This window comes from Bacillus sp. 11C, from assembly GCF_055486375.1.
On sequence record NZ_JBUPVZ010000011.1, the window covers coordinates 67,016 to 90,429 of the forward strand.

General features: G+C 45.2%; 12 protein-coding genes and 1 pseudogene. 6 read left to right on the top strand and 7 right to left on the bottom strand.

The features are described 5' to 3' along the window. Positions 1–256: 256 nt before the first annotated feature. The 4 genes from glcP to ntdA all read right to left on the bottom strand — a co-directional run bounded on the left by glcP (position 257) and on the right by ntdA (position 4,747). Positions 257–1,462, bottom strand: coding sequence for a glucose/mannose transporter GlcP (gene glcP, locus ACY3LV_RS15450; protein ID WP_464864111.1), 1,206 nt, complete (start codon positions 1,460–1,462; stop codon positions 257–259). An 82-nt stretch (positions 1,463–1,544) separates the two neighbouring features. Continuing rightward, positions 1,545–2,588 (bottom strand): glucose-6-phosphate 3-dehydrogenase NdtC, encoded by a 1,044-nt coding sequence (gene ntdC / locus ACY3LV_RS15455; RefSeq protein WP_464864112.1) that lies wholly within the window; start codon positions 2,586–2,588, stop codon positions 1,545–1,547. A gap of 16 nt (positions 2,589–2,604) precedes the next feature. Continuing rightward, a complete protein-coding gene (gene ntdB, locus ACY3LV_RS15460) occupies positions 2,605–3,450 on the bottom strand; it encodes a kanosamine-6-phosphate phosphatase (RefSeq protein ID WP_148964219.1) in 846 nt (281 codons plus the stop codon). Beyond that, on the bottom strand, positions 3,422–4,747 hold the full coding sequence (gene ntdA / locus ACY3LV_RS15465; RefSeq protein ID WP_148964220.1) for a 3-dehydro-glucose-6-phosphate--glutamate transaminase: 1,326 nt from the start codon (positions 4,745–4,747) through the stop codon (positions 3,422–3,424). The genes ntdB and ntdA overlap by 29 nt, the downstream gene beginning before the upstream one ends. Before the next feature lie 105 nt (positions 4,748–4,852). Here ntdA and ntdR point away from each other — a divergent pair, with 105 nt between their 5' ends. Beyond that, positions 4,853–5,842: an NTD biosynthesis operon transcriptional regulator NtdR gene (gene ntdR / locus ACY3LV_RS15470; RefSeq protein ID WP_464864113.1), complete on the top strand. Its 990-nt coding sequence runs from the start codon at positions 4,853–4,855 to the stop codon at positions 5,840–5,842. A gap of 575 nt (positions 5,843–6,417) precedes the next feature. Here ntdR and ACY3LV_RS15475 read toward each other — a convergent pair. Beyond that, positions 6,418–7,572: an AbrB family transcriptional regulator gene (locus ACY3LV_RS15475; protein ID WP_333561959.1), complete on the bottom strand. Its 1,155-nt coding sequence runs from the start codon at positions 7,570–7,572 to the stop codon at positions 6,418–6,420. Positions 7,573–7,679: 107 nt separating this feature from the next. Beyond that, on the bottom strand, positions 7,680–8,882 hold the full coding sequence (locus ACY3LV_RS15480) for an MFS transporter (RefSeq protein WP_333561958.1): 1,203 nt from the start codon (positions 8,880–8,882) through the stop codon (positions 7,680–7,682). Between the two features lie 113 nt (positions 8,883–8,995). Here ACY3LV_RS15480 and ACY3LV_RS15485 point away from each other — a divergent pair, with 113 nt between their 5' ends. Continuing rightward, on the top strand, positions 8,996–10,723 hold the full coding sequence (locus tag ACY3LV_RS15485) for an ABC transporter substrate-binding protein (protein ID WP_333561957.1): 1,728 nt from the start codon (positions 8,996–8,998) through the stop codon (positions 10,721–10,723). Positions 10,724–10,957: 234 nt separating this feature from the next. Here the strand turns inward: ACY3LV_RS15485 and ACY3LV_RS15490 are convergent. Further along, positions 10,958–11,389, bottom strand: a pseudogene (locus ACY3LV_RS15490) (ferritin family protein); the annotation flags it as partial. Positions 11,390–11,573: 184 nt separating this feature from the next. Here ACY3LV_RS15490 and addB point away from each other — a divergent pair. The 4 genes from addB to sbcC all read left to right on the top strand — a co-directional run bounded on the left by addB (position 11,574) and on the right by sbcC (position 23,403). Beyond that, entirely contained in the window at positions 11,574–15,074 is a 3,501-nt protein-coding gene (gene addB / locus ACY3LV_RS15495) for a helicase-exonuclease AddAB subunit AddB (RefSeq protein WP_464864114.1), read from the top strand. Further along, positions 15,061–18,765 (top strand): helicase-exonuclease AddAB subunit AddA, encoded by a 3,705-nt coding sequence (addA, locus tag ACY3LV_RS15500; RefSeq protein ID WP_464864115.1) that lies wholly within the window; start codon positions 15,061–15,063, stop codon positions 18,763–18,765. Before addB ends, addA begins: the two co-directional genes overlap by 14 nt. A 73-nt stretch (positions 18,766–18,838) precedes the next feature. Continuing rightward, a complete protein-coding gene (gene sbcD / locus ACY3LV_RS15505; protein ID WP_087993645.1) occupies positions 18,839–20,014 on the top strand; it encodes an exonuclease subunit SbcD in 1,176 nt (391 codons plus the stop codon). Further along, entirely contained in the window at positions 20,011–23,403 is a 3,393-nt protein-coding gene (sbcC, locus tag ACY3LV_RS15510; protein ID WP_333561953.1) for an exonuclease subunit SbcC, read from the top strand. The genes sbcD and sbcC overlap by 4 nt, the downstream gene beginning before the upstream one ends. Positions 23,404–23,414 lie beyond the last annotated feature (11 nt).

Here is a 23,414-nt window from a genome sequence, read left to right on the forward strand (position 1 = left end):
ACCATGTGCTAATGAGCGGTTCCAATTCAGCAGCTATTGTTGATGGCAGCAACAGGTTAATTTATGGATGCATCATAAAACAATTCTGTAAATACCTTTGCTACGTCACCTGTGCGTATCTCGGACAGGTAAAGAATCCAATTACAATCCCTTCTATCTCCCGTGCTAAAACACTGTTTTCTCCATATAAACAGAGGACATTAAGTCCTCTTCTTACTTACGATATGTCTATGAGTATCTTTCATTCACACGTTTTTTACTGTGTTTTTGAAGCTTTGCTTTCAAGTGAAATAGGGTCTTCTGTTTTAGTTCTCCTAATCTTTACAGAAATCCCTACTAGAATCACCGCCATAGTTGTAAATATTCCCATGGTTAATAAGATCGTATCCTGATTTAAACTCCATCCAATTAAGAAAGAGATTATCGCTCCTCCGAAACTTGCCGAAGCAATAAATAAACTTGTAACTTCGTCAACGTACTTCTGAATAATGATTGATGCTAGTGTTAAAGCAATGGGAAATATGCCCGCTATACTTAGACCAATCAAAAATGTACCACACAATTGAAGTATTGGGTTACTTATATAAGAGAAGGCAATCAACAGAACAATTAAACAACTACAACTAAAGAGGAGGTACTTAGAAAAATCAAGCCTCCTACTTACTAAACCGATCAGTATTCTTCCTATGATGATCCCTACCCAGAAAAAGGAGACACTTATGAGACTAATTTGTTTATTGTCTTGGTTTATCATGATTGAAGGTAAAAAGTTGGCGAAATTTGTTTCAATTCCAGCATATAGGAAAGCGAAAAATACAAAAAAGCCTAATTGCTTTGATTTTTTTCTATCTCCTATAAAGTATTGAAATGCTCCTACATTTGGCAAGGCCACTTGCTGGTTAGCATTCTTAGCGTACTTTCGGTTCTTGGATAAGAAAATGAACCACCCTGCTAATAGGACGAACAAAAAGGTGAATATACAGTAATACGGTAAATACCAGTTATTAATATCGATGAAAGCATTAATTAATAATGGAAAAGATAAAGCCCCTAATCCAAAGAGAACTTCCAACTTACTCATTTTTTCTGCATTACTTTCGAAATTAGCAATAACAAAGGAACCAACTGTCGTTTCTAATGTACCTGCTCCATATCCTAAGAGAAAAGCCATTACAACAATATAATACCAATCCTTAGTTAGAAAAAAGATACTTAACGCTACAAGCATTATTGTCAAAGCTAACGTAAGTGTCCTAAAGTGACTGTATTTCTTAATCATTAACGGTGCGATTAATACGCCGCTTAGGAATCCGGTAAATTGAAAGAAAATGATGACCGAAATATCATCTGTTGTCTTGTTAAAAGATTCTAACAGAAATGGTGTCAAACTCCCTGTTGATATATGGATAATACCTACTGTAAAAAAGAAAGCATATCCAAATAAATATGTCCCTCTTAACATTCATTACACCCCTATATTAAAAAGCAGGAAAATAAATTCCTGCTTTTTTAGTAACTTACCTCTTCGAAATACGAATTGACTGCTAAAGAACAGACATTGTTTGAGGGTTGCTATCTTTCTCAAAGAACATTTCTAATACTTCCTGCGATCTAAAACCATCGTTAAAAGAAGGGATCTCAACCCAATCTTTCTGAGTTGATGCAATCCAATTGATTAACTCGTTTCTAAAAGAATCAGCCCAACCATAAAATTCGTTTGGCGGATCGTTTAATAAACTTTGCGGTACCTGGCAGTCTACCACGTTCAAGCCATCTATGAGCTTGTAAACGTGAGGATTACCCGTGTGGTATTTAAATTCTTTTTTGTGTCCAACTACCTCAATGCTAAAACCACAGTCTTCAGGTACAGAACATTTTGATGTGATGATATTTACAAATACCTTGTTCTTCAGTTGACCATAAATTTCTGCATAGTCATCTACAAGTACCTGTTTATCCTCTTTTGTTTTTACATTTGTGTTCATCTTTGCTCTTACTGATTCTGGAATGAAATCACTCTCAAACAAATACCATACCATGTCGATGAGGTGAATACCCAGATCCCCCAATGATCCACTAGTCTTCTTACTATTAGCGTCATCTCTCCAAGTAAACTTCTTACGTCTAATTGCACTGTTTTTCTTGAAGTGTACTTTTATGGACAGTATGTTACCTAGTTCATGATTGATAATTAAGCTTTTCAAAATATTTACATAAGACAGATATCTATAATTAAATCCCATACTAGCTCTTACGTCTAACCTTTCAGCAGTATCTTTCATTATGCTTGCTTCCTCAAGAGAAATGGCCATAGGCTTTTCACACAATACATGCTTATGTTTTGCTAATGCTTGCAAAGCATGTTCTTTATGGCAAAAGTTTGGAGATGCTACAATTAAACCTTCTGAGACATCAATTAGTTCATCTACATTTTCATATGCTTTCCCACCGAAAGTTTTAACAAAGCTTTCCGCGTTTTGTTGATTGATGTCATACACCCCTACTAACTCTGCATTTTTTATTGTAGATAAAGCAGTTGCATGAGCTCTTGCAATACCACCTGCACCTATAATACCAATCTTCTTCATATCTAATTCCTCCTCATTATCCAATGATTTTTTTTAAGGTATTGGTAATTCCTTTTGAGTACTCACTATCAGATATAAGTTGGTGCAGGTTTTTGGCTTCTTGTGTTGCATTTTTTAACAGATATCCATTCCCGACTGCTTGTAACATACGAACATCATTTCCGCTATCTCCAAATGCGATCGCTTTTTCGGTATTTAGGTTGTATTTCTCTAACATAAACTTCACAATTTCATTCTTCCCTGTACCCATGGGTATAAAATCTACATCATAGCTGTCTTCTGGATCACCTGCTAAGGGATTACAGCGATTTATATTAACTGAAACTCCGTATTCCTCGCAGATTTTTTCAATTGCTAATAGGTTTTTCTTGTCGTTTATTTCATCTTGTTCCTGATAATAAAAATTATGCTTATACCGTGACTTTCCTAATTGAGTTTGAGGATTCAAAAGAATGTTATTTTTTTCGTGTAACTGGTTCACGAGCATTTCAATCTTTTCTTTACTAAACTCTTCATTTATACGACTGTTCCACTCATTATCTTGCTGTCCGAAGTTATGCTCTGAAAAGTACGTAATTTCAGTTCCAAGATCACTAGCTATAAAATGCGGGAAATATCTAAATTTTCCTCGTTCCATTTTATCGAGAATAGATTCTATACTACTCCCAGTAACCCATCCGATTAGTAGTTCCCCAGCTTTACTTTTTTGTTCTAGATAGTCTTCGAGTTCATATATGTCTTGTTGTTTCTGTTCATCGATTGTATGCGGAAAATACGTTTCATCAAAATCACAAAAAACAATATACTTAGGATGTTCAACCTTGGATAACGTTTTATACTCCGACATCTTGCTTAATAACATGAAACAGTCCCTCCATTACTCTGTCTTGCTCTTCTAAAGTAAATGACGGATATAAAGGCAAATGCAGTACCTGACTATGAGCCTTTTCCGTATGAACCAATTGGAGTTTTGCATACTTTTCCTGTACTAAAGGAGTTTTTTGCATATGAGACAGTACTGGATAATATACATCTGTTTGAACACCAAAATCTTCATTTAATTTAGTCATGATATCTGTTCTATCTTCTGTTCTTACCTTAATAGGAAACAGATGCCACACATGATCTTCACTTAATTCTGGTAATTCAATAAGGCCTTTATTCTGTAATTCTGCTAGTTGAGTAATGTATCTATCCGCCAAGAATAATCTTTTGAAGTTGTTTAATGAAAGATACTTCATTCTCTCTAAACCAATTGCTGCCTGTATATTGTCCATTTTTGAATTAAATCCAAAATTGATGACTTTCTTATTTTTCACATTTACTTCAAAACCATGATAACTAAATTGAATGCATTTTTTAGCGAGTTCTTCATCATCAGTTGCTATTGCCCCAGCCTTACCACAAACACCAAAATTCTTATATGGATTAAAACTTAATGTAGTGATGTCTGCATGCTTTCCTAAGTCTGTCAGTCCAATTCCTTGGCAAGCATCCTCAATGACTTTTAATTGATAACGATTTGCTATTTGACGGATATGCTTCATTTCTGAATGTTTTCCGTATAAATGCACAGGTAGAATAAACTTTGTATAAGGAGTTATTGCTTCCTCAATTTTGTCAGGATCGATGCAGAATGTTTGTGGGTTAATATCTACATAGATAGGAACGCCTCCCACAGCTAACACAGCATTTTCAGTAGCTGAAAAGCTATTAGCCGGCATGATCACTTCATCCCCTCGGTTTAACCCTAAAGCCAATAATCCTATCATAATAGCATCTGTTCCACTGCTGGTTGCAATTACATACCTTTTATGTAAATATGTAGATAAAACATTTTCGAATTGATCTAAATAGGAACCGCTCGTAAATTTTCCAGTTGGCAAAACTTTAGTTAAAGCATTTAAGATATCATCCACTTCATCATTGGTTATTAATCTATCGACAGGCATAAAAGGGACTTTACTTATTTCGCGATTTTTTTGGTAGTTGAAAAGGTCATTTTCAATATCTGTATTTTCTTTTAATACTTGTCTCCACCGCTCGTTTACAATACTGTCTTCAATAACAAGTTCTTTTCCTTGTACGTCACCTTTTAAGTGTTTTAGTAGTAACATGTTTTCTTTACTTTTACCTAAAACTTTAACCTGTTTTTGCATGAACAGTACCTCCAATGATTTTTTTAATCTTAAAAATTTGTTACAAATTTATCCTAATTTCTGAAACCGATAACATGTCAATAACTTTTTTAAGGAAGGGAAAATATGCCTACAATTGATGAGATAGCAAAATTATGCAACGTGTCTAAAACCACAGTATCAAGAGTATTGAATAATCACCCTTATGTGTCGAAAGAAAAAAGAGATATGATCTTAAACACTATTAACGAACTTGACTACACGCCCAATTATTTAGCTCGGAATTTTAGGAGAAATAAGACACAAACGATAGCTTTATCGGTTCCGAGTATCGACCATCCATTTTTTGCTCAATTAATAAAAGGGGTCTCTCATGAAGCGCTGTTTAAGAATTACAAGGTCATTGTATTTCAAACCTTTTATGACCAACAGACAGAGATAGAACTATTAGAGTTATTGAAACACAAAGAAGTTGATGGTATTATTCTTGGAACTTTAGAAAATGAATGGGGTAAGATATCCCCTTTCTTAAAGTATGGTCCTATCTTATTATGTAATGAATATCATCACTCAGCGGACATCACGATCATTGGGTATGATGAATTTGAAGCCGCATACATGGGGGTTGAACATTTAATTGAAAGAGGACATAAAAAAATTGGATTTTGTTTTGATACTCCATATAGCGAAGCTCAATGTCAGAGGAAAGAGGGTTACTTGAAAGCTTTACAAGATTACAATTTACATCATAGAAACGAATGGATATTCGGCGAATTGTTTAATATCGAGGATGGCTTTCGTGTTTTTAATAAGATAAAGGATTTAAAGGACAGACCCTCAGCAATATTTACAGGAAATGATCAAGTCGCTGCAGGGATTATTAAACAGGCGATAAAAAATGGCTTTCATGTTCCAGAAGATTTAGCTGTAATTGGTTTTGACAACCAATTGATTTGCCAAGTCGTTACTCCGACCATAACAACAATTGATATTCCCGTAATAGAATTAGGTCAACAGGCTGTGTTGAAAATAATCGAGTATATTTCGGGTAACACTTCTTTAAACAGAAAAATTATTAAACTGCCAACAAATCTTATTATAAGAGAATCAACTTAACTCTAGGTTTTCACTTCCGTATCATTTTATATCTTTATATAGAAAAAGAGGTTATTCATATTTAACCTCTTTTTCAATCAGGAAGCCTGTTTTTTGAAATTCTCACAAATGCTCCTATACCAAAGTCGTCAATGATTTCTTCGCCTTTCATTTCGCCCTCTGGCAGCATTACTTCAAATCTGATGCAAGTTCTGATCAAACAAATTTTTGTTCAGCAATGCGGATGAGCAGACATATACAATAAAAAAACCACCCTATGCTATTAAGCAAGAGTGGTAATCTAGAGAGACTTCCTTCATAAACTCCATTTCAACCAATCCATCAGGAGTCTTGATGATTTTTCATTACTCATGGCTCTCTATGCTGTATCCGTTTTTACTTGTAATTCATTTGTGTCAGCAATTTCCAATCAACGCATTCTCATACTTTCGACGAGCTGTCTCGATTAACAACGAAATATCTTGATTGAAGCTATTTACACTTACCTGCCCCATTTTGAAGTCTTCCATACTCTACAGAATAGAGTGAACAATTCTCTTTTCCATTTAAATATACCACTTGTGAATTTTTTTCAACTAGGGATTGCTGCCGCTTATCGAACTCTCTGTGCCTTTTTTCTCACCATGAAGATGGTGAAGCAGGCGATAAAACGGCGGCAATAGGGCAATGACAAGGATGACGCGTATGACCTGAACCGCAACGACAAAGGTGGAATCGGCATGCAAGGTAACAGACGTCGTCGCCATTTCTGCAATGCCGCCAGGCGCAAATGCCAGAACAGAAGTGATGAGGGAGATTCCTGTCAGCTTGGAAACGATCACGGCGCTTAAAAACATAGCCGCGATTAAACCGACGGATGAGACAAATCCGACGATGATAATGCGGGTGACGCCGGTAAACATGCTTTTGTACATCTTAGAGCCGATCGTTGCCCCGAGAAATACTTGCGACACATAGTTAGCTTGTGACGGCCACCATGCCGTCATGTCGTGCCCTGTCACCGCAGCACCGCCAACATGTATAAGAGCTGCACCGAGCATGCTGCCGAGCAGCCATGGTGCCGGAAATTTTAAACATTTCGCAGCTTTGCAAGCGCCCCAGGCAGCGAGAATCAGAACGGCGGTCCACAAAACGGGAGCGAGCCTAAAATCCGTCGTTGCTGAGGAAAGCGTTTCTGCTGCGGCACTTGCGGAACGATCTTGTTTTGTATAGATCAGGATGACTAAAAACGGAATGGAAAGCACCACGAGCAGCACCCGCATCATTTGAACGAGGCTGACAATGGCGGTATTGGCGCCGACCTCCTGTGCGATGCTCGGCATGGCGGACAGCCCGCCGGGAGCCGTACCGACAAAGCTGGTCATCATATCCGTTTTGCTGAAACGCCAAAGCACATATCCTGACAGCATGGCCATAAGTATAGACAATACCAGCATAACGCCGACTGAAAACCAATGGTCTTTGAGGACAGAGAGAACGGATAAATTCAGCTTTTGGCCCAATTCTATGCCGAGAATCACTTGCCCGAGGGCGAGCCATCGGCGGTTAATTCCTTTTTGGTCCGGCGTCATCATCAGCCATGCCGGCCGTATCATGGCGAGGCAGCAGGCGATAATCAGCGTTCCGATCATCCATCCAATTGATATTCCGGTTAATGAAAGAATAAATCCCCCGGCTGCACTGATTGCGATAAACCATAGATCTTTGAGGAGATGTTCGTCTTTCTTCAATGTAAAACCCTTCTTCCTTTTCACGTAACACTCCAATTGTTCACGTAGTGAATGTATGATTACTATAGTATATTTTCGTTGATAAAGAAATGATGAATTATTTTCTATTAGCTATTCATTTTTCTTATGACCTGGTGTTCGAGCTTTTCTATTGTGTAAGTCAGACATAAACCTGCTGCTAACAAACATACGGTAAGAGCGTAGAAAATCACTTCTCCGCCAAACGATGTCAGGATCAACCCGCCTGCCAGTGGTCCGATTGAGCGGGATATATCCCAATGCAGGCCGTATACCGCATAAAACCGGCCGAGCAGATGAGGCGGTGCCAATCTCGAGATGAAGGTCTGGATGTGAGTTAATCCGATGCTTTCGCCAACCGTCATCACGGCTGCCGTCACTAATAGCATGGTCACGGAGGTTGAACATGCAAAGCCGGCAGCAGCAAGGGAGTAGCAGATATAAGTAATGAAAAGGATTGTTTTCAGTGAAAGCTTTTCTGTCCCTTTGACAAGAGGAACTTGGAGGACAAAGCTGAATAAAGCTTTTGCCGCCGAGTAGATGGTCAGCATGGACAGATAATCAGAAAACATGTTTTTGCTGAACAGCCTGTATGTTGTTTCTGTTTGCGCGTATAACATGCTGATGGGAAGAGACAGCAGCAAAAGAAGCAGCACGGGTTTGTATATTGTAAAGCTCTCGGACATTTCCGGTGTTGCAGCTGTGTGTAGCGGCTTCGTTTCTGGCAGTTTCAGTGCAGCGATCAGAAAGTAGATGAACAATGCTGCGGCATCTAAAGCGAATATCCAAACGGGGTTATGATTGTACAGCAGCACCCCCAGCACAGGCCCCGCCGTCAGGCCCGCTGAATAGATTGCATTGATGACCGCAAACACTTCAGAACGTCTGCTTTCCGGCGTGCTTTCGGCAATTTGGGCGCGGGAGGCAGGAATGTACAATGATCTCCCGACACCATTCATGACATAGAGAAAGGCGAAAACATACGCATGCTCAGCAAACACAAACCCCGTCATTGCCGCTGATTGCAGAAGCAATGCGATCAGAATCGCGGTGCGCCGCCCAAGCCGGTCCGTCACCCGTCCTGCAACGAGCGTCAGGAAAATATCGGCAAATGGCTGAAGACTGATGATCAGCATGGGGATCATAACACTGCCGTTTAATTGTTCATGCAGATACAACACCATAAAAGGGCCCATCATTGCACCTGTCAGGCTTGTCAGCATTTCGCCGAAAAAGCGGAGCCAAACGGGAGCGGTGTATCTCGATTTAATAGATTGAAAGCTGGATAACATGTGATCGCCGCCTTTCGCGTTTTGATATAGTAGTAGTGTATAGAAGGGATGGCGGCCCAAAAAGTGAAGAAAAGAAGAGAAAAAGATTCCCCTTTTATCGGGAGGTGCGGGGATTGAAGCTGATTGAGCACTATGTGGCACTTGTAAAAACAGGACACGCTGCGTATGGACAAATGAATGAAATGACGCTCACTGAGATTGCTGACTGTTTATTTTGTACAGAAAGAAATGCAAAGCTCATTTTACACAAGCTGGAGAATAAGAATTGGATTATCCGGGAAAGCGGGGCGGGACGCGGCCGCAAATCCAAAATCGCGTTTCTTCGCCAGCCTGAGGGACTGCTTTTTCAAACCGCCAAGGAATATACAATGGCTGGAAAACTAAAGAAGGCAAAGGAACTGATTCAGCAGTATCAGTCCGCGTTTCTGGGGCTTCAAAACGAATATGATATGTGGTTTTCTGAGGTGTTCGGCTTTGTGACAGAGACTGGCGGGGATGGAGCGAAGGATGTGCTTCGGCTGTTCATCACCCCTGAAGCTGTCAGCAGCCTGGACCCGTGCCGCATCTTTTTGCGGTCTGAGGGGCATTTCGTCAAACAAATATTTGATACACTGCTCACGTTTGATCCGGATGTGCAGGAGCCGAAGCCTCATTTGGTTCATGGATGGGAAGAGGACGGGAAAAAACGGTGGAGGTTTTTTCTTCGAAAGGGTGTGTCTTTTCATAACGGACAGCCGCTGACGGCGCGGGATGTTGCGTTTACGCTTCGGCGCTTTTTGGCACAGGCTGACAACCCATATAAATGGCTGTTATACGGAGTGAAACAAGTCTTAGAAAACAGCTCTTATTGCGTGGAGCTCATACTTGATAAGCCGAATGAACTTTTGCCGTATGTTCTTTGTGATGAACGGCTGTCCATTCTGCCGGCAGAACAGGGCGGCGGAATCAATGGAACAGGGCCTTTTCGGGTGATGCAGCAGCACGGCCGGATGCTTGTGCTTGAAGCCAATGAGCGCTACTTTAAGGGACGGCCTTTTTTGGATCGCGTTGAGTTTGTGTTTTCTGAACAAGCCGGAGAGATGAACGGTTTTACCATTCAAGAAAAACAAACATGTCCTGAGAAGCAAACGGTTTTTGACGAGCGGCATGTTCAGTATTTGTCGCTCAATCTGAAAAAGAAGGGGCCTCTTTGGCATCGAAGCTTTAGAAAAGCACTCCGCCTGCTGATTTCCTCTGAACGGCTCGTTCGTGAAGCGGGAGGGCACCGCAAAACCCCGGTTACGTCTTTTTTACATTCGAGTCCTTTTGATTGGGGAGGTGTTTCACCTTCTGAATTGCTGAAGCAGAGTGGCTACAAAGGAGAAACGCTGGTGCTGTATACCTTTTCGGAAACGGATCATCGCGAGGACGCCGAGTGGATTCAAAATGTTTGCGCCCAACATGGCATCAGGCTTACACTTCAATTTTGTGATTCTGCTGATCTGCACCGGCCCGAAATCGTGCAGATGGCGGATATCATCCATGACAGTGCGACGTTTTATCAAGACAGTGAGTTTGGTTTTCTGCATTTGCTGCTGTCTGAGAACAGTTTTTTGTGCCAGCATCTATCTGAAAAGATGAAACAGATATGCTCAGAAATGACAGAACGCTTTTTTTCGATGCCTGACCGCTGTTCGAGAATCAATATGCTGCAGGACATTGACTGCCAGCTTATACAGGAATTCAATGCGATTCCGCTGTATCAAAATGTGCTGCAGGTGACATCAAGCGAGAATGTGAAAGGCCTGATGCTTGATGAAGAGGGATGGATAGATTTGTACTCCGTGTGGCTGTCTAAATGAAAAGAGGGTTCTTTCTTGAATCTTGAACCCTCTCTGTTATGATGACACTGCCATACTGAAGTCCTTGGCAATGATTGTGGCCATGCTTTCCATATTCTATGCCGCGCGCATCATGATTGAAGAGCCTCAGGTGCAAGATTTGGAATTTTTTATCCATGGTTGATACCCTCTGCATGGCAGCGTATCGTTTCGTTTTCCGGCTTTATTTGAAAAACAGGCGGAGTATATGTAACCTTCTATCAAATAATATAGAAACCAGACAGCGTGATGTTGTTCATCCCGTGCGGCGCGCGTAAAGAGGCCTTTCGCTTTTACGTTTGAGGTTTCCTCGGCCGCACGCAAGTAAAAGTGGACTGTTTCTTGCTCATCTTTAAAAGCGGCGTTCAGCCCTCTCGTGAAATTGTCCGGGCACTCCCCCATTTGTTTCGGCATAATGTGTTGGCCGGTAATGGCTTCGTACAATGTGGAAAATTCACGGAGGTGGCGCATTTCGGCACGCCTGATGTCTTCTATCTGCTTTCTGATTTCGTCGCGGCGGGCAAGTTCGGAAAGCTTGCGGCAGCATTGAACCGCGCTGAATTCGCCGTTAATGGCCTTTTCCAGATTCCGAATCAAAACAGGGTCTTCCCGGCACGGCGCCGGATAGGGATAGTAGCTGTAGTGCAAGGGGGTTCAACTCCATTCTTAGGAATTGGGCTTCTGTAAAAAATATATGCAGGGCGGGGAGACATGTGCGGAGAAATTCAGCTTTTTATATGCGAAAAGGCCGTTTTTACCAATAAATCAGATTGGTCATTTTCGTCAACATTCGATAAAATATATAGAGATAAAAAGAGAGGGGTCTTCTAATTTGGGAGCAGAGTTTTTAGTAGGCAGGTCCGGGAGTGGAAAAACGAAGCTGATCATCGACAGCATTCAGGATGAACTGCGCCGGGCTCCATTCGGGAAACCGATCATTTTTCTAGTCCCGGATCAAATGACGTTTTTAATGGAATACGAGCTTGCTAAAACGCCTGATATGGGCGGAATGATACGTGCTCAAGTGTTCAGCTTTTCACGATTGGCTTGGCGCGTTCTCCAGCATACGGGAGGAATGAGCAGGCCGTTTCTTACGAGCACAGGCGTACAGATGCTCCTGCGGAAGCTCATTGAGGAGCATAAACAGGAGTTTAAAGTCTATCAAAAAGCGAGTGACAAAAGCGGGTTTACCGCACAGGTTGAACGGATGCTGACAGAGTTTAAGCGTTACTGTCTGGAACCGGAAGATATCCGCCGGATGGCGGAAAGCGGAACGGCTTCCGAGTATCGCGGGGAACGTGTTTTATCTGAAAAGCTTCATGACTTATCGATTCTGTATCAGCAGATGGAAAAAAGCCTTTCAGACCAATATCTTCACTCTGAGGATTATTTGACATTGCTGTCAGAGCATATCCCGCTTGCGGAAGATATAAAAGGCGCGCATATCTATGTGGACGGCTTTTATCAGTTTACACCGCAGGAATTCAGGGTGTTGGAGCAGCTTATGGTTCATGCAGAGCACATCACGTTTTCGCTGACAGCGGACAAGCCGTCATATGAGCGGGAGCCGCATGAACTGGAATTGTTCAGAATGACGGGAAAAACCTATTACCGCCTTCATCAGAAGGCAAAGGAACTGAATCTGGACATCACCTATAAAGAGCTAAACGGAACTGAGCGGCATACGCAGACGCCGGAACTGGCGCATCTAGAGGCGCAGTATGAAGCGCGTCCGGCTGTCCCGTACACAGAAAAACAAGAGGCCTTAACTGTGATGCAGGCTGCAAACAGACGAGCTGAGCTGGAAGGCATTGCCCGGGAAATCCACGCTCTTGTCAGAGAGAAGGGCTATCGCTATAAAGATGTAGCGATTCTTGCGCGCCAGACGGAAGACTATAAGGATATGGTGAAGGAAGTTTTCGCGGATTACGAGATTCCTTATTTCATTGACGGAAAAGCATCTATGCTGAACCATCCTTTAATCGAATTTATCCGGTCAAGCATTGATGTTCTGAAAGGGAATTGGCGTTATGAAGCGGTGTTTCGCTGCGTGAAAACCGAACTGCTATTCCCGCTTAACGAACCGAAGGCGAAGGTGAGAGAACAGGTCGATCAGCTTGAAAATTACTGTATCGCCTACGGTATTAAAGGCGACCGCTGGACAAAGGGCGACCGTTTCCACTACAGACGTTTTGTGTCATTGGATGATGATTTTACGCAGACCGATCAGGAAATCGAAATGGAAAACATGCTGAATGACACACGCGACTGGATTGTTCCGCCGCTTTTTCAGCTCCAGAAACGCATGAAAAAAGCAAAGACGGTCCAAGAGAGGGCGGAGGCGCTCTATCGCTATCTGGAAGAGACAGATGTGCCGCTGAAGCTTGATCAGGAAAGACAGCGTGCTGAGGAAGACGGCAGAATCATTGAAGCGCAGCAGCATCAGCAGGCGTGGGATGCAGTCATTCAGCTGCTTGAGGAGTTTGTTGAAATGATGGGAGATGATGAGATTTCTCTAGATTTGTTTCAGCAAATGATGGAAGCCGGCGCGGAGTCGCTCACATTTTCTCTTATTCCGCCTGCGCTTGACCAGGTGTTTGTGGGCAATATGGATTTATCCAGAATGTATGGCACCGCTTGCACCTTTGTGCTGGGGGCAAACGACGGCGTTCTGCCGGCGCGCCCTGATGAAAACGGGGTGCTGTCGGACGATGACCGGGAATGGCTGAAAACCATAGGAATTGAACTTTCCTCAGGCGGGCGGGAGCGTCTGCTTGATGAGCATTTCCTCATCTATATGGCGTTTTCCAGTCCGTCTGACCGGCTTTATGTGTCGTATCCGATTGCTGATGCGGAAGGAAAAACGCTTTTGCCGTCGATTATCATTAAGCGGCTGGAAGAATTGTTTCCGCAGCATAAGGAGCGCCTATTGACAAATGAACCTGAGCAGGTCAGCGATGAAGAACAGCTTAAGTATGTCGTCAATAAAAGCGTGGCACAGTCCTTTACCGCAAGCCAGCTCAGATTATGGACTCGGGAATACGACATCAGCGACGTTTGGTGGAGCACGTACAATGTGCTGATGAGTGAGCCGGACAGGCTGCAATCGAAAAAGCTGTTCTCAAGCCTGTTTTTCCGGAATGAAGTGAAGCATCTTGATCGCGGCGTGTCGAGACAGCTCTATGGCGAACGCATTCAGGGCAGTGTATCGAGAATGGAAAGCTTTAACGCGTGCCCATTCTCCCATTTTGCGTCACACGGGCTTCATCTGAAGGAACGGCAATTTTTCAAACTCGAAGCACCGGATATCGGCCAGCTTTTTCATTCGAGCTTAAAGCTGATTTCAGACCGGCTGCGTGAGCAAAAGCTTGATTGGCGCGATTTAACGAAGGAGCAGTGCGAGCTGTTTTCCTTTGATGCGGTAGAACGGCTGGCACCGAAACTGCAAAAGGAAATTTTGCTCAGCTCAAACCGGCATTATTATGTAAAGGAAAAGCTGCAAAAAATTGTGACCCGTGTGTCAGGCATTTTAAGCGAGCATGCGAAAGCGAGCGGATTCGTGCCGATCGGGCTTGAATTGGGCTTTGGAGGAAAAGGACCTCTTCCGCCGCTGACCTTTAAGCTGAAAAACGGGTGCACGATGGAACTCGTCGGGCGAATTGACCGTGTTGATAAAGCGGAAAGCTCAAAAGGCCTGCTCCTCAGGATTGTCGATTATAAATCAAGCGACAAAGGCCTTGACTTAGCGGAAGTATATTACGGACTGGCGCTGCAAATGCTGACGTACCTTGACTTATCAATTACACATTCAGCCGACTGGCTCGGAATGAGAGCGACGCCGGCCGGAGTGCTGTATTTCCATATTCATGACCCGATGATTCAATCTAATCTCCCGCTTGGGCTTGACGAGATTGAACAGGAGATCTTTAAGAAATTTAAAATGAAGGGCCTGCTCCTCGGCGATCAGGAAGCGGTTCGCCTCATGGATACGACCCTTCAAGAGGGACGGTCCAATATCATTAACGCCGGCTTGAAGAAAGACGGCTCTCTCAGATCGGATTCAGCGGCAGTCGGCGAAAAGGAATTTGAGCTGTTGACGCAGCATGTGCGCCGCACCTTCCAAGAAGCAGGCGAACAAATCACCGACGGACGTGTATCGATTGAGCCGTATAAAATGAAGAACAAGACGCCGTGCACATACTGTTCGTTCAAATCAGTATGCCAATTTGATGAATCATTAGAAGAAAACGAGTATCGCCCATTAAAGGCTGAAAAGGACAAGACGATACTTGAGTGGATAAAAAAGGAGGCGGATGGCAATGAACATTCCTAAACCGGCAGACAGCACATGGACAGATGACCAATGGAATGCCATTGTTTCAACCGGCCAGGATATTCTCGTGGCAGCGGCGGCGGGCTCCGGAAAAACCGCTGTGCTCGTTGAACGCATGATCCGGAAAATCACCGCGGAAGAAAACCCGATTGATGTAGACCGGCTTCTCGTTGTGACATTTACAAACGCCTCAGCGGCAGAGATGAAACACCGGATCGCGGATGCCTTGGAAAAAGAGCTTGTAAAACGCCCCGGATCGCTGCATATCAGGCGCCAGCTGTCTCTTTTAAACCGGGCCAGCATTTCGACGCTTCATTCCTTTTGCCTGCAAGTGCTGAAGAAATATTACTACTTGATCGATCTTGATCCGGGCTTTCGGATGGCTGATCAGACAGAAGGCGAGCTGCTTGGGGATGAGGTGCTGGACGAGCTGTTTGAAGACGAATACGCAAAGGGCGAGAAGGCGTTTTTTGAGCTTGTTGACCGCTACACGACAGACCGGCACGATCTGGATCTGCAATTTCTCGTCAAACAGGTGTACGAGTATTCCCGTTCCCACCCGAACCCGGAGGCATGGCTGGAGAGCTTTGTTCATTTGTATGATGTATCGGAAAAGAGCGCTATCGAAGAGCTTCCGTTTTATCAATATGTCAAAGAGGATATTGCCATGGTGCTTAACGGAGCGAAGGAAAAGCTCTTGCGCGCGCTTGAGCTGACGAAAGCGCCGGGCGGCCCCGCGCCGCGCGCTGACAATTTTCTTGATGATCTTGCGCAGGTTGATGAACTGATTCAGCATCAGGGTGATTTCACTGAACTTTATAAACGGGTGCCCGCAGTCTCTTTTAAGCGCGCGAAAGCAGTAAAAGGGGACGAGTTTGATCCTGCGCTCCTTGAAGAAGCGACGGATTTGAGAAATAGCGCAAAAAAACTGCTTGAAAAACTTAAAACCGATTACTTCACGAGAAGTCCTGAACAGCATTTGAACAGCTTGGCCGACATGAAGCCTGTCATTGAAACGCTTGTACAGCTTGTCATCAGCTACGGAAAACGATTCGAAGCCGCGAAGCAGGAAAAATCAATCATTGATTTTTCTGATTTGGAGCATTACTGTTTATCCATTTTGACAGCAGAGAATGAAACAGGTGAACGCGAGCCGAGCGAGGCAGCAAGATTTTATCAGGAGCAGTTTCGCGAGGTGCTCGTTGACGAATACCAGGATACCAACCTCGTGCAGGAATCGATCCTGCAGCTCGTCACAAGCGGGCCGGAAGAGACAGGCAACCTGTTTATGGTAGGAGATGTCAAACAGTCGATTTATCGATTCAGGCTTGCTGAGCCGCTTCTTTTCCTCTCCAAATACAAACGATTTACAGAGAGCGGAGAAGGTACGGGACGGAAAATTGACTTGAATAAAAATTTCCGAAGCCGGACTGATATTTTAGACAGCACGAACTTTTTATTTAAACAGCTGATGGGCGGCAAAATCGGTGAGGTTGATTATGACGAGCAGGCTGAGCTGAAGCTTGGTGCGGCATATCCGGACAATGATAAGACGAAAACGGAGCTGCTGCTGATCGACAACACAGAAGAGACGGATGCAGGTGAGGAAGCAGAAGAGCTGGAAACCGTGCAGTTCGAAGCGAAAGCGATCGCCAAGGAAATTCGCAAGCTGATTTCATCGCCATTTAAGGTGTATGACGGAAAAACGAAAACACACCGCAATATTCAATACCGCGATATCGTGATTTTGCTCCGTTCCATGCCGTGGGCGCCGCAAATCATGGAGGAGCTGAGAGCACAGGGCATACCGGTTTACGCCAATTTAACGTCAGGTTATTTTGAAGCGGTCGAAGTTGCCGTCGCGCTTTCTGTGCTGAAGGTGATCGATAACCCGTATCAGGATATACCGCTTGCCTCTGTGCTGCGTTCCCCGATTGTCGGGGCGGATGAAAACGAGCTGTCTTTGATCCGGCTTGAAAATACAAAAGCGCCGTACTATGAAGCGATGAAAGACTATTTGGCGGCGGGTGACCGAAACGACGAGCTTTATCAAAAGCTGCAAACTTTCTACGGACATCTGCAAAAATGGCGTTCGTTTTCGAAAAACCACTCAGTATCTGAGCTGATTTGGGAAGTGTACCGCGACACGAAATACATGGATTATGTCGGCGGGATGCCGGGCGGAAAACAGCGCCAGGCCAATTTGCGTGTTCTCTATGACCGGGCGCGCCAATATGAAGCAACGGCATTTCGCGGCTTGTTCCGTTTCCTGCGGTTTATCGAACGCATGCAGGAGCGGGGCGATGATCTTGGAACGGCGCGAGCGCTCAGCGAGCAGGAGGATGTTGTCCGCTTAATGACGATCCACAGCAGCAAAGGGCTCGAGTTTCCAGTCGTGTTTGCGGCGGGTCTCGGCCGGAACTTCAACATGATGGACTTGAACAAATCGTACCTGCTGGACAAGGAGCTTGGATTCGGCACGAAGTTTATCCATCCGCAAATGCGCATCAGCTACCCGACGCTTCCGCTCATCGCGATGAAGAAAAAAATGCGCAGGGAGCTGCTGTCAGAGGAATTGCGTGTTCTCTATGTCGCATTAACGAGGGCGAAAGAAAAACTGTTTCTGATTGGCTCGTGCAAGGATCATCAGAAACAGCTCGCAAAATGGCAGGCATCCGCGTCCCAACCTGACTGGCTTCTGCCCGAATTTGACCGCTACCAGGCGAAAACGTATTTAGATTTCATCGGGCCGGCTCTTGCCAGACACAGAGATTTGGAGACTTCAGCTGAAAACGGTGCGGCAGCGCATGCTGATATATCAGAACACCCGGCTCGTTTTGCCGTTCGAATGATTCATTCCTATGATTTGCTTGATGATGATTTGGAAGAAAGAATGGAAGAAAAAAGCGAGCGCTTAGAAGCGATCCGCAAAGGTGAACCAGTTCCCGGCTCGTTTGCATTTGATAAAAAAGCCCGCGAGCAGCTGAGCTGGACATACCCGCATCAAGAGGTCACACAAATTCGAACAAAGCAGTCAGTTTCTGAGATCAAGAGAAAAAGAGAGTACGAGGATGAATACAGCGGCATGGCTCCCGTTAAACCGGCTGACGGAAGCATTCTGTACAGGCGCCCCGCTTTTATGATGAAACAGGGCCTGACAGCGGCGGAGAAAGGGACAGCCATGCATACGGTGATGCAGCATATCCCGCTGACACATGTGCCGACGATAGAAGAAGCGGAACAGACGGTTCACAGGCTTTATGAAAAGGAGCTGCTCACTGAAGAACAAAAAGCCGCTATTGATATTGAAGAAATCGTGCAATTTTTCCAGACGGAAATCGGCGGACAGCTGATCGGCGCTAAATGGAAGGACCGGGAAGTGCCATTTAGTTTAGCGCTTCCGGCCAAGGAAATCTATCCTGATGCACAGGAGGCGGATGAGCCGCTTTTGGTGCAGGGAATCATCGACTGTCTCTATGAAACTGAAAACGGCTTATATCTCTTGGACTATAAATCAGACCGGATTGAGGGCAAATTCCAGCACGGCTTTGAAGGGGCGGCCCCGATCTTGAAGAAACGATATGAAACGCAAATTCAGCTGTACACGAAGGCGGTTGAGCAAATTGCGAAAACAAAGGTAAAAGGATGTGCGCTTTATTTCTTTGACGGAGGGCGCATACTGACATTATAGCGAGATCCGTAAGCTCCGGGATTTCAGACGGAGCGGATCTCGTTTTCTATACAAAAAAGAGAGGTGAAAGCATTTGCGGATTTTACATACGGCGGACTGGCATCTTGGAAAAACGCTTGAAGGAAGAAGCAGGCTAAGTGAACAGGCCGATGTGCTTGATGAATTGAATACGATTGTAAAAGAAGAGCAGGTCGATGCCATTGTCATGGCAGGGGACGCGTTTGACACCGTAAACCCGCCGGCTTTAGCCGAGCGGCTGTTTTATGAAAGCCTGTCTGCGCTCAGCGACAGGGGAAAGCGCCCGATCGCTGTCATTGCCGGAAACCACGATAATCCTGACCGTTTGTCCGCCGCTTCACCGCTGACACATGAAAACGGCATTTATTTAATCGGTTATCCGACAACAGAACCGCTTCATATTGAAGTGCCTTCAGCCGGGGAGCTTTTGGCTGTCGGAGCACTGGCGTACCCATCTGAAGCGCGGTTAAATGAAGTGCTTTCCGATACATTTGATGAAAAGCTGCTCCGTGATCATTATGATGTGAAAATCAGGCAGGCGTTTGAGCATATGACAAGCCGGTTCCGCAAAGACGCAGTGAAGATTGCCGCCAGCCATATTTATGTCGCAGGCGGAAACCAAACGGATTCAGAGCGGCCGATTGAAGTCGGCGGGGCTTATACGGTGGCCGCTGAAAGCCTGCCGGCTGATGCCGCTTACGTTGCGCTCGGCCATTTGCATCGGCCGCAAACGATCAAACGGGCGCGTACGCTTGCGCGTTATTCAGGATCTCCGCTCGCCTACAGCTTTTCTGAAGCGGGCTACGCTAAATCAGTGACAATCGTGGACGCGAAGCCGGGGGAAGAGGCCTCTTGGCATGAGGTTTTATTATCAAGCGGCAAGCCCCTTGTGAAGTGGAAAGCGGCAAATGGCTTAAGCGAGGTGTACAGCTGGCTGGATGAAGGCAGGGATCAGAATGCCTGGATTGACCTTGAAATCCGTGTGGCGGACCAGTTATCACTTGAAGAAATCCACAGACTGCGGAAGGCGCACCCGGGCTTTATCCATATCAGGCCGGTTTTTGAAGAACAGAACAAAGACCGGGAACAGATCGAGGTTAAGCATGTGTCGATCGAAGACCGTTTTAAGAAATTTTATGAAAAACAAACTGGCGGCGCGGTGCCGGATGAAGAAATGGTGAAGCTGTTTTTAGAGCTTGCATCAGGCGTTGAAGAGGAGGATGCGAAATGAAGCCGATCGTCTTAACTATAAAGGGGCTCCACAGCTTTAGAGAAGAGCAGACGATAGATTTTGAAGGCCTTTCGGGCGCCGGTGTTTTCGGCATTTTCGGCCCGACAGGAAGCGGTAAATCCTCTATCCTCGACGCAATGACGCTTGCTTTATACGGAAAGGTGGAGCGGGCCGCAAACAATACGCACGGAATTTTAAACCATGCGGAAGATACGCTGTCTGTTTCCTTTACCTTTGCGCTTCAGACGAATCATCAAATCTCTTACAAAGTCGAGCGTGTGTTTAAGAGAACGGATGAAATGAAGGTGAAAACGGCACTTTGCCGCTTCATCGAAATCAAAGACGAGCACACGGTGCTGGCTGATAAAGCCAGCGAAGTGAATAAAAGAGTCGAGGAGCTCTTGGGGCTGACGATCGACGACTTTACAAGAGCGGTGGTGCTGCCGCAAGGGAAATTTGCCGAATTTCTGTCTTTAAAAGGGGCGGAGCGCAGGCATATGCTTCAGCGTTTATTTCATTTGGAGCAGTATGGAGACCGGCTTGTGAAAAAGCTGAGACGGCAGGCGCAGGAAGCCAATGCGAGAAAAAGTGAAATGCTTGCTGAACAGTCCGGTCTAGGTGAGGCGAGCTCAGAAGCGGTTGAGCAGGCGGAAAAGGCTCTCGAACAAGCCGAAGCTCATCTGGAAGCAATGAGGAAGAATCGTGACCAGGCAAAAGAGCGGTTTACGGAGCACCAGGAGATTTGGAATGTCCAAAAGGAACAATCGGCTTATGAAGAAGAGAAAAAACGTCTCGAAGAGGAACAGCCGCACGTAGACAGCATGCAAAAACGCCTGCTGGAAGCAGAAACAGCCTCTGCTCTGAAGCCTTATGCGGACCGGTATGCAGAAGCGATCCAGCAAGAGGAGAAGGCTGCAAAGGAACAAACGCTTGCCGAAAAGGATTTAGCAGACCGGACAGCATCCTATCACCAAAAACATGAAGAGTATGAAGCGTGGCGCCGGCATAAAAGCGAGAAAGAGCCTGAGCTTTTAACCGAGCAGGAGCAGCTTTCCCGGTTGCAGGAGATCGAAATCAAACTGAGTGAGGCCAAGCAAGAGGAAGAGCGCAAAAAGGCTGAACTCCAGCAGAAAGAAGAGGCCCTTCAATCAGTCATGAATGAATTGGAGTCTGTAATAGACCGCCTTTCACGAGGGCAAAACAGACAGACGGAATTGAAGCAGCAGCTCAAATCTCTGCAAGTAACATCCGATGAGCGAAAAAACTGCCAACAGGCCGCAGAAATGGCATTGCGCATCAGACAGACTGAGGAGCAAATCACAAAAGAGCAAAAACGAAGTGACGCATTGAACCTCTTGCTGCAGAAGATGAATGAGGAGAAGAGTACACTCGATCAAAAGACGGGGGCGGAAGAAAACAATATCGTACAGGCATATGAGGCTGTACAAACCGTGTATCATTTGGTGTGTGAGACGGAACGGTCATTAGCCGGTATGACTGAGCAGGCTAAAAAGAGACAACAAACGCTTCACGCGCAGCGTGAAAAAGCAAGAATGGCATTGCTCACAAAAGAATTAGCCGAAAAACTGACCGCCGGAAAGCCTTGCCCGGTTTGCGGTTCAACGAATCATGATCCGTCTGCCTCAGTACATGAAACATATGAGCTCGACAGCAATCTTGAAGAAAACATTAAGCGGACAGATGTGTTATTGACGGAAGCGGCAGCTTTCAGCCAGGAGATTCTTTCAGCCAAAATCACGCTTGAAGAACAATCCGCGCGGTTTATTGAACAGTGCCCGTTTTTGCAAACGATGCAAGTTCAGAACCTTGAAGCAGCAGCTTCTTACGAGAATCAACCGGTGCATGAAGCCTTCGAAACTGCCAAGTTAGAATGGAAACGAGTCAAACAGGATATTCTTTCTGTTAAAACAAGAATGGCACAAATGATCAGCGCCTATCAGGAATCTTTAAAAAAGGCCGATCAGCTTCATGAAAAAATCGGCTTTGAAAAAAGAGAGGCTGACCGGATTGACAGTATTATCGCCGAGCTTCAGTCCTCGATGGACAGCCGCCTGAAAATGTTTAAAGAAGCGTTTCAGGATCAGTCTGTGAATGAAGCGGAAAAATGGCAGCAAGCCATTGAAGAAAAGGATAGGGCTGCAGAAGAATGTGAAAAACGGATTGAGAAGAGCATCGCGTTTCTTGCTGAGCATGAAGCAAAAAAGGAAAAGCTGCGGGAATCGGTACACCAGCTTGAACGGGAAAAGCTGGAGATTCATTATGCGGCTGAACGCATCAAGAGCGTCATAGCTGATTATGAGCTCGAGCTCGGAGATTACGCAAAACGAGATTCGATCCAAATCAAACTCCGCTCTGTCCAGCAGGATCTAAAGCTGTTAAAGGAAAAAGAGCAATTTCTGTATGAAGAACTGCAAAGCGCCCAAACGATGCTCAATCAGGCGAAAAGCCGCGCTTCAGCAAGTGAGCTCACCCTTAAAGAGGCGAAGGACAGATTGGAAAAAGCGGCAGCCGCTTGGCTCGAGCATGCGAAAAGCACCTGCTTTACCCGGGCTGAGGAGGTGGAGCGAAGTCTTATCCCAGCCGATGAGCTTGACAAGATGAAAGTCGGCATCGACCAGTTTATGGATAAGCTGAAGCAGAATGCTGCAAACTTAAAACGTGTAGCAGAGATACTTGCCGGCCGAGCCTTATCAGAGAGCGAATGGAGCGCAACCGTTACGGCATTACAAGAAGCTGAGGACGCATTAGGCGCTGCTATAGAGGAAAAAGGCGCAGCAGCGAAAGCGCTGGCCGTCATTCGCGACCATCATAAACGGTTTAACGAAATTGAAGCTGAACTGAAAAAATGGCAGACACATATTGACAGGCTGGACAAGCTGCAAGCTGTGTTTAAAGGCAATACCTTCGTTGAATTTTTAGCTGAGGAGCAGCTTGAAAGCGTTGCGCGGGACGCATCAGCAAGACTTGGCATGCTGACGAGACAGCGCTATGCCATAGAAGTGGATTCAGAAGGCGGATTCGTGATGCGGGATGACGCGAATGGTGGCGTCAAACGCCCGGTATCCAGCTTATCTGGAGGAGAGACCTTCCTCACTTCGCTTTCTCTCGCTCTTGCGCTGTCCGCGCAGATCCAGCTTCGCGGGGAATACCCGCTGCAGTTCTTTTTCTTAGATGAAGGGTTCGGCACCCTTGATCAAGATCTGCTGGATACGGTTGTGACAGCCTTGGAAAAACTGCAGTCCGACAATCTGTCTGTCGGTGTCATCAGCCATGTGCAGGAACTGCGGGCACGGCTTCCGAAAAAGCTGATCGTCCATCCGGCTGAACCGAGCGGCCGCGGAACACGGATATCTCTTGAGTTGATGTAAGAAGGGGGAAA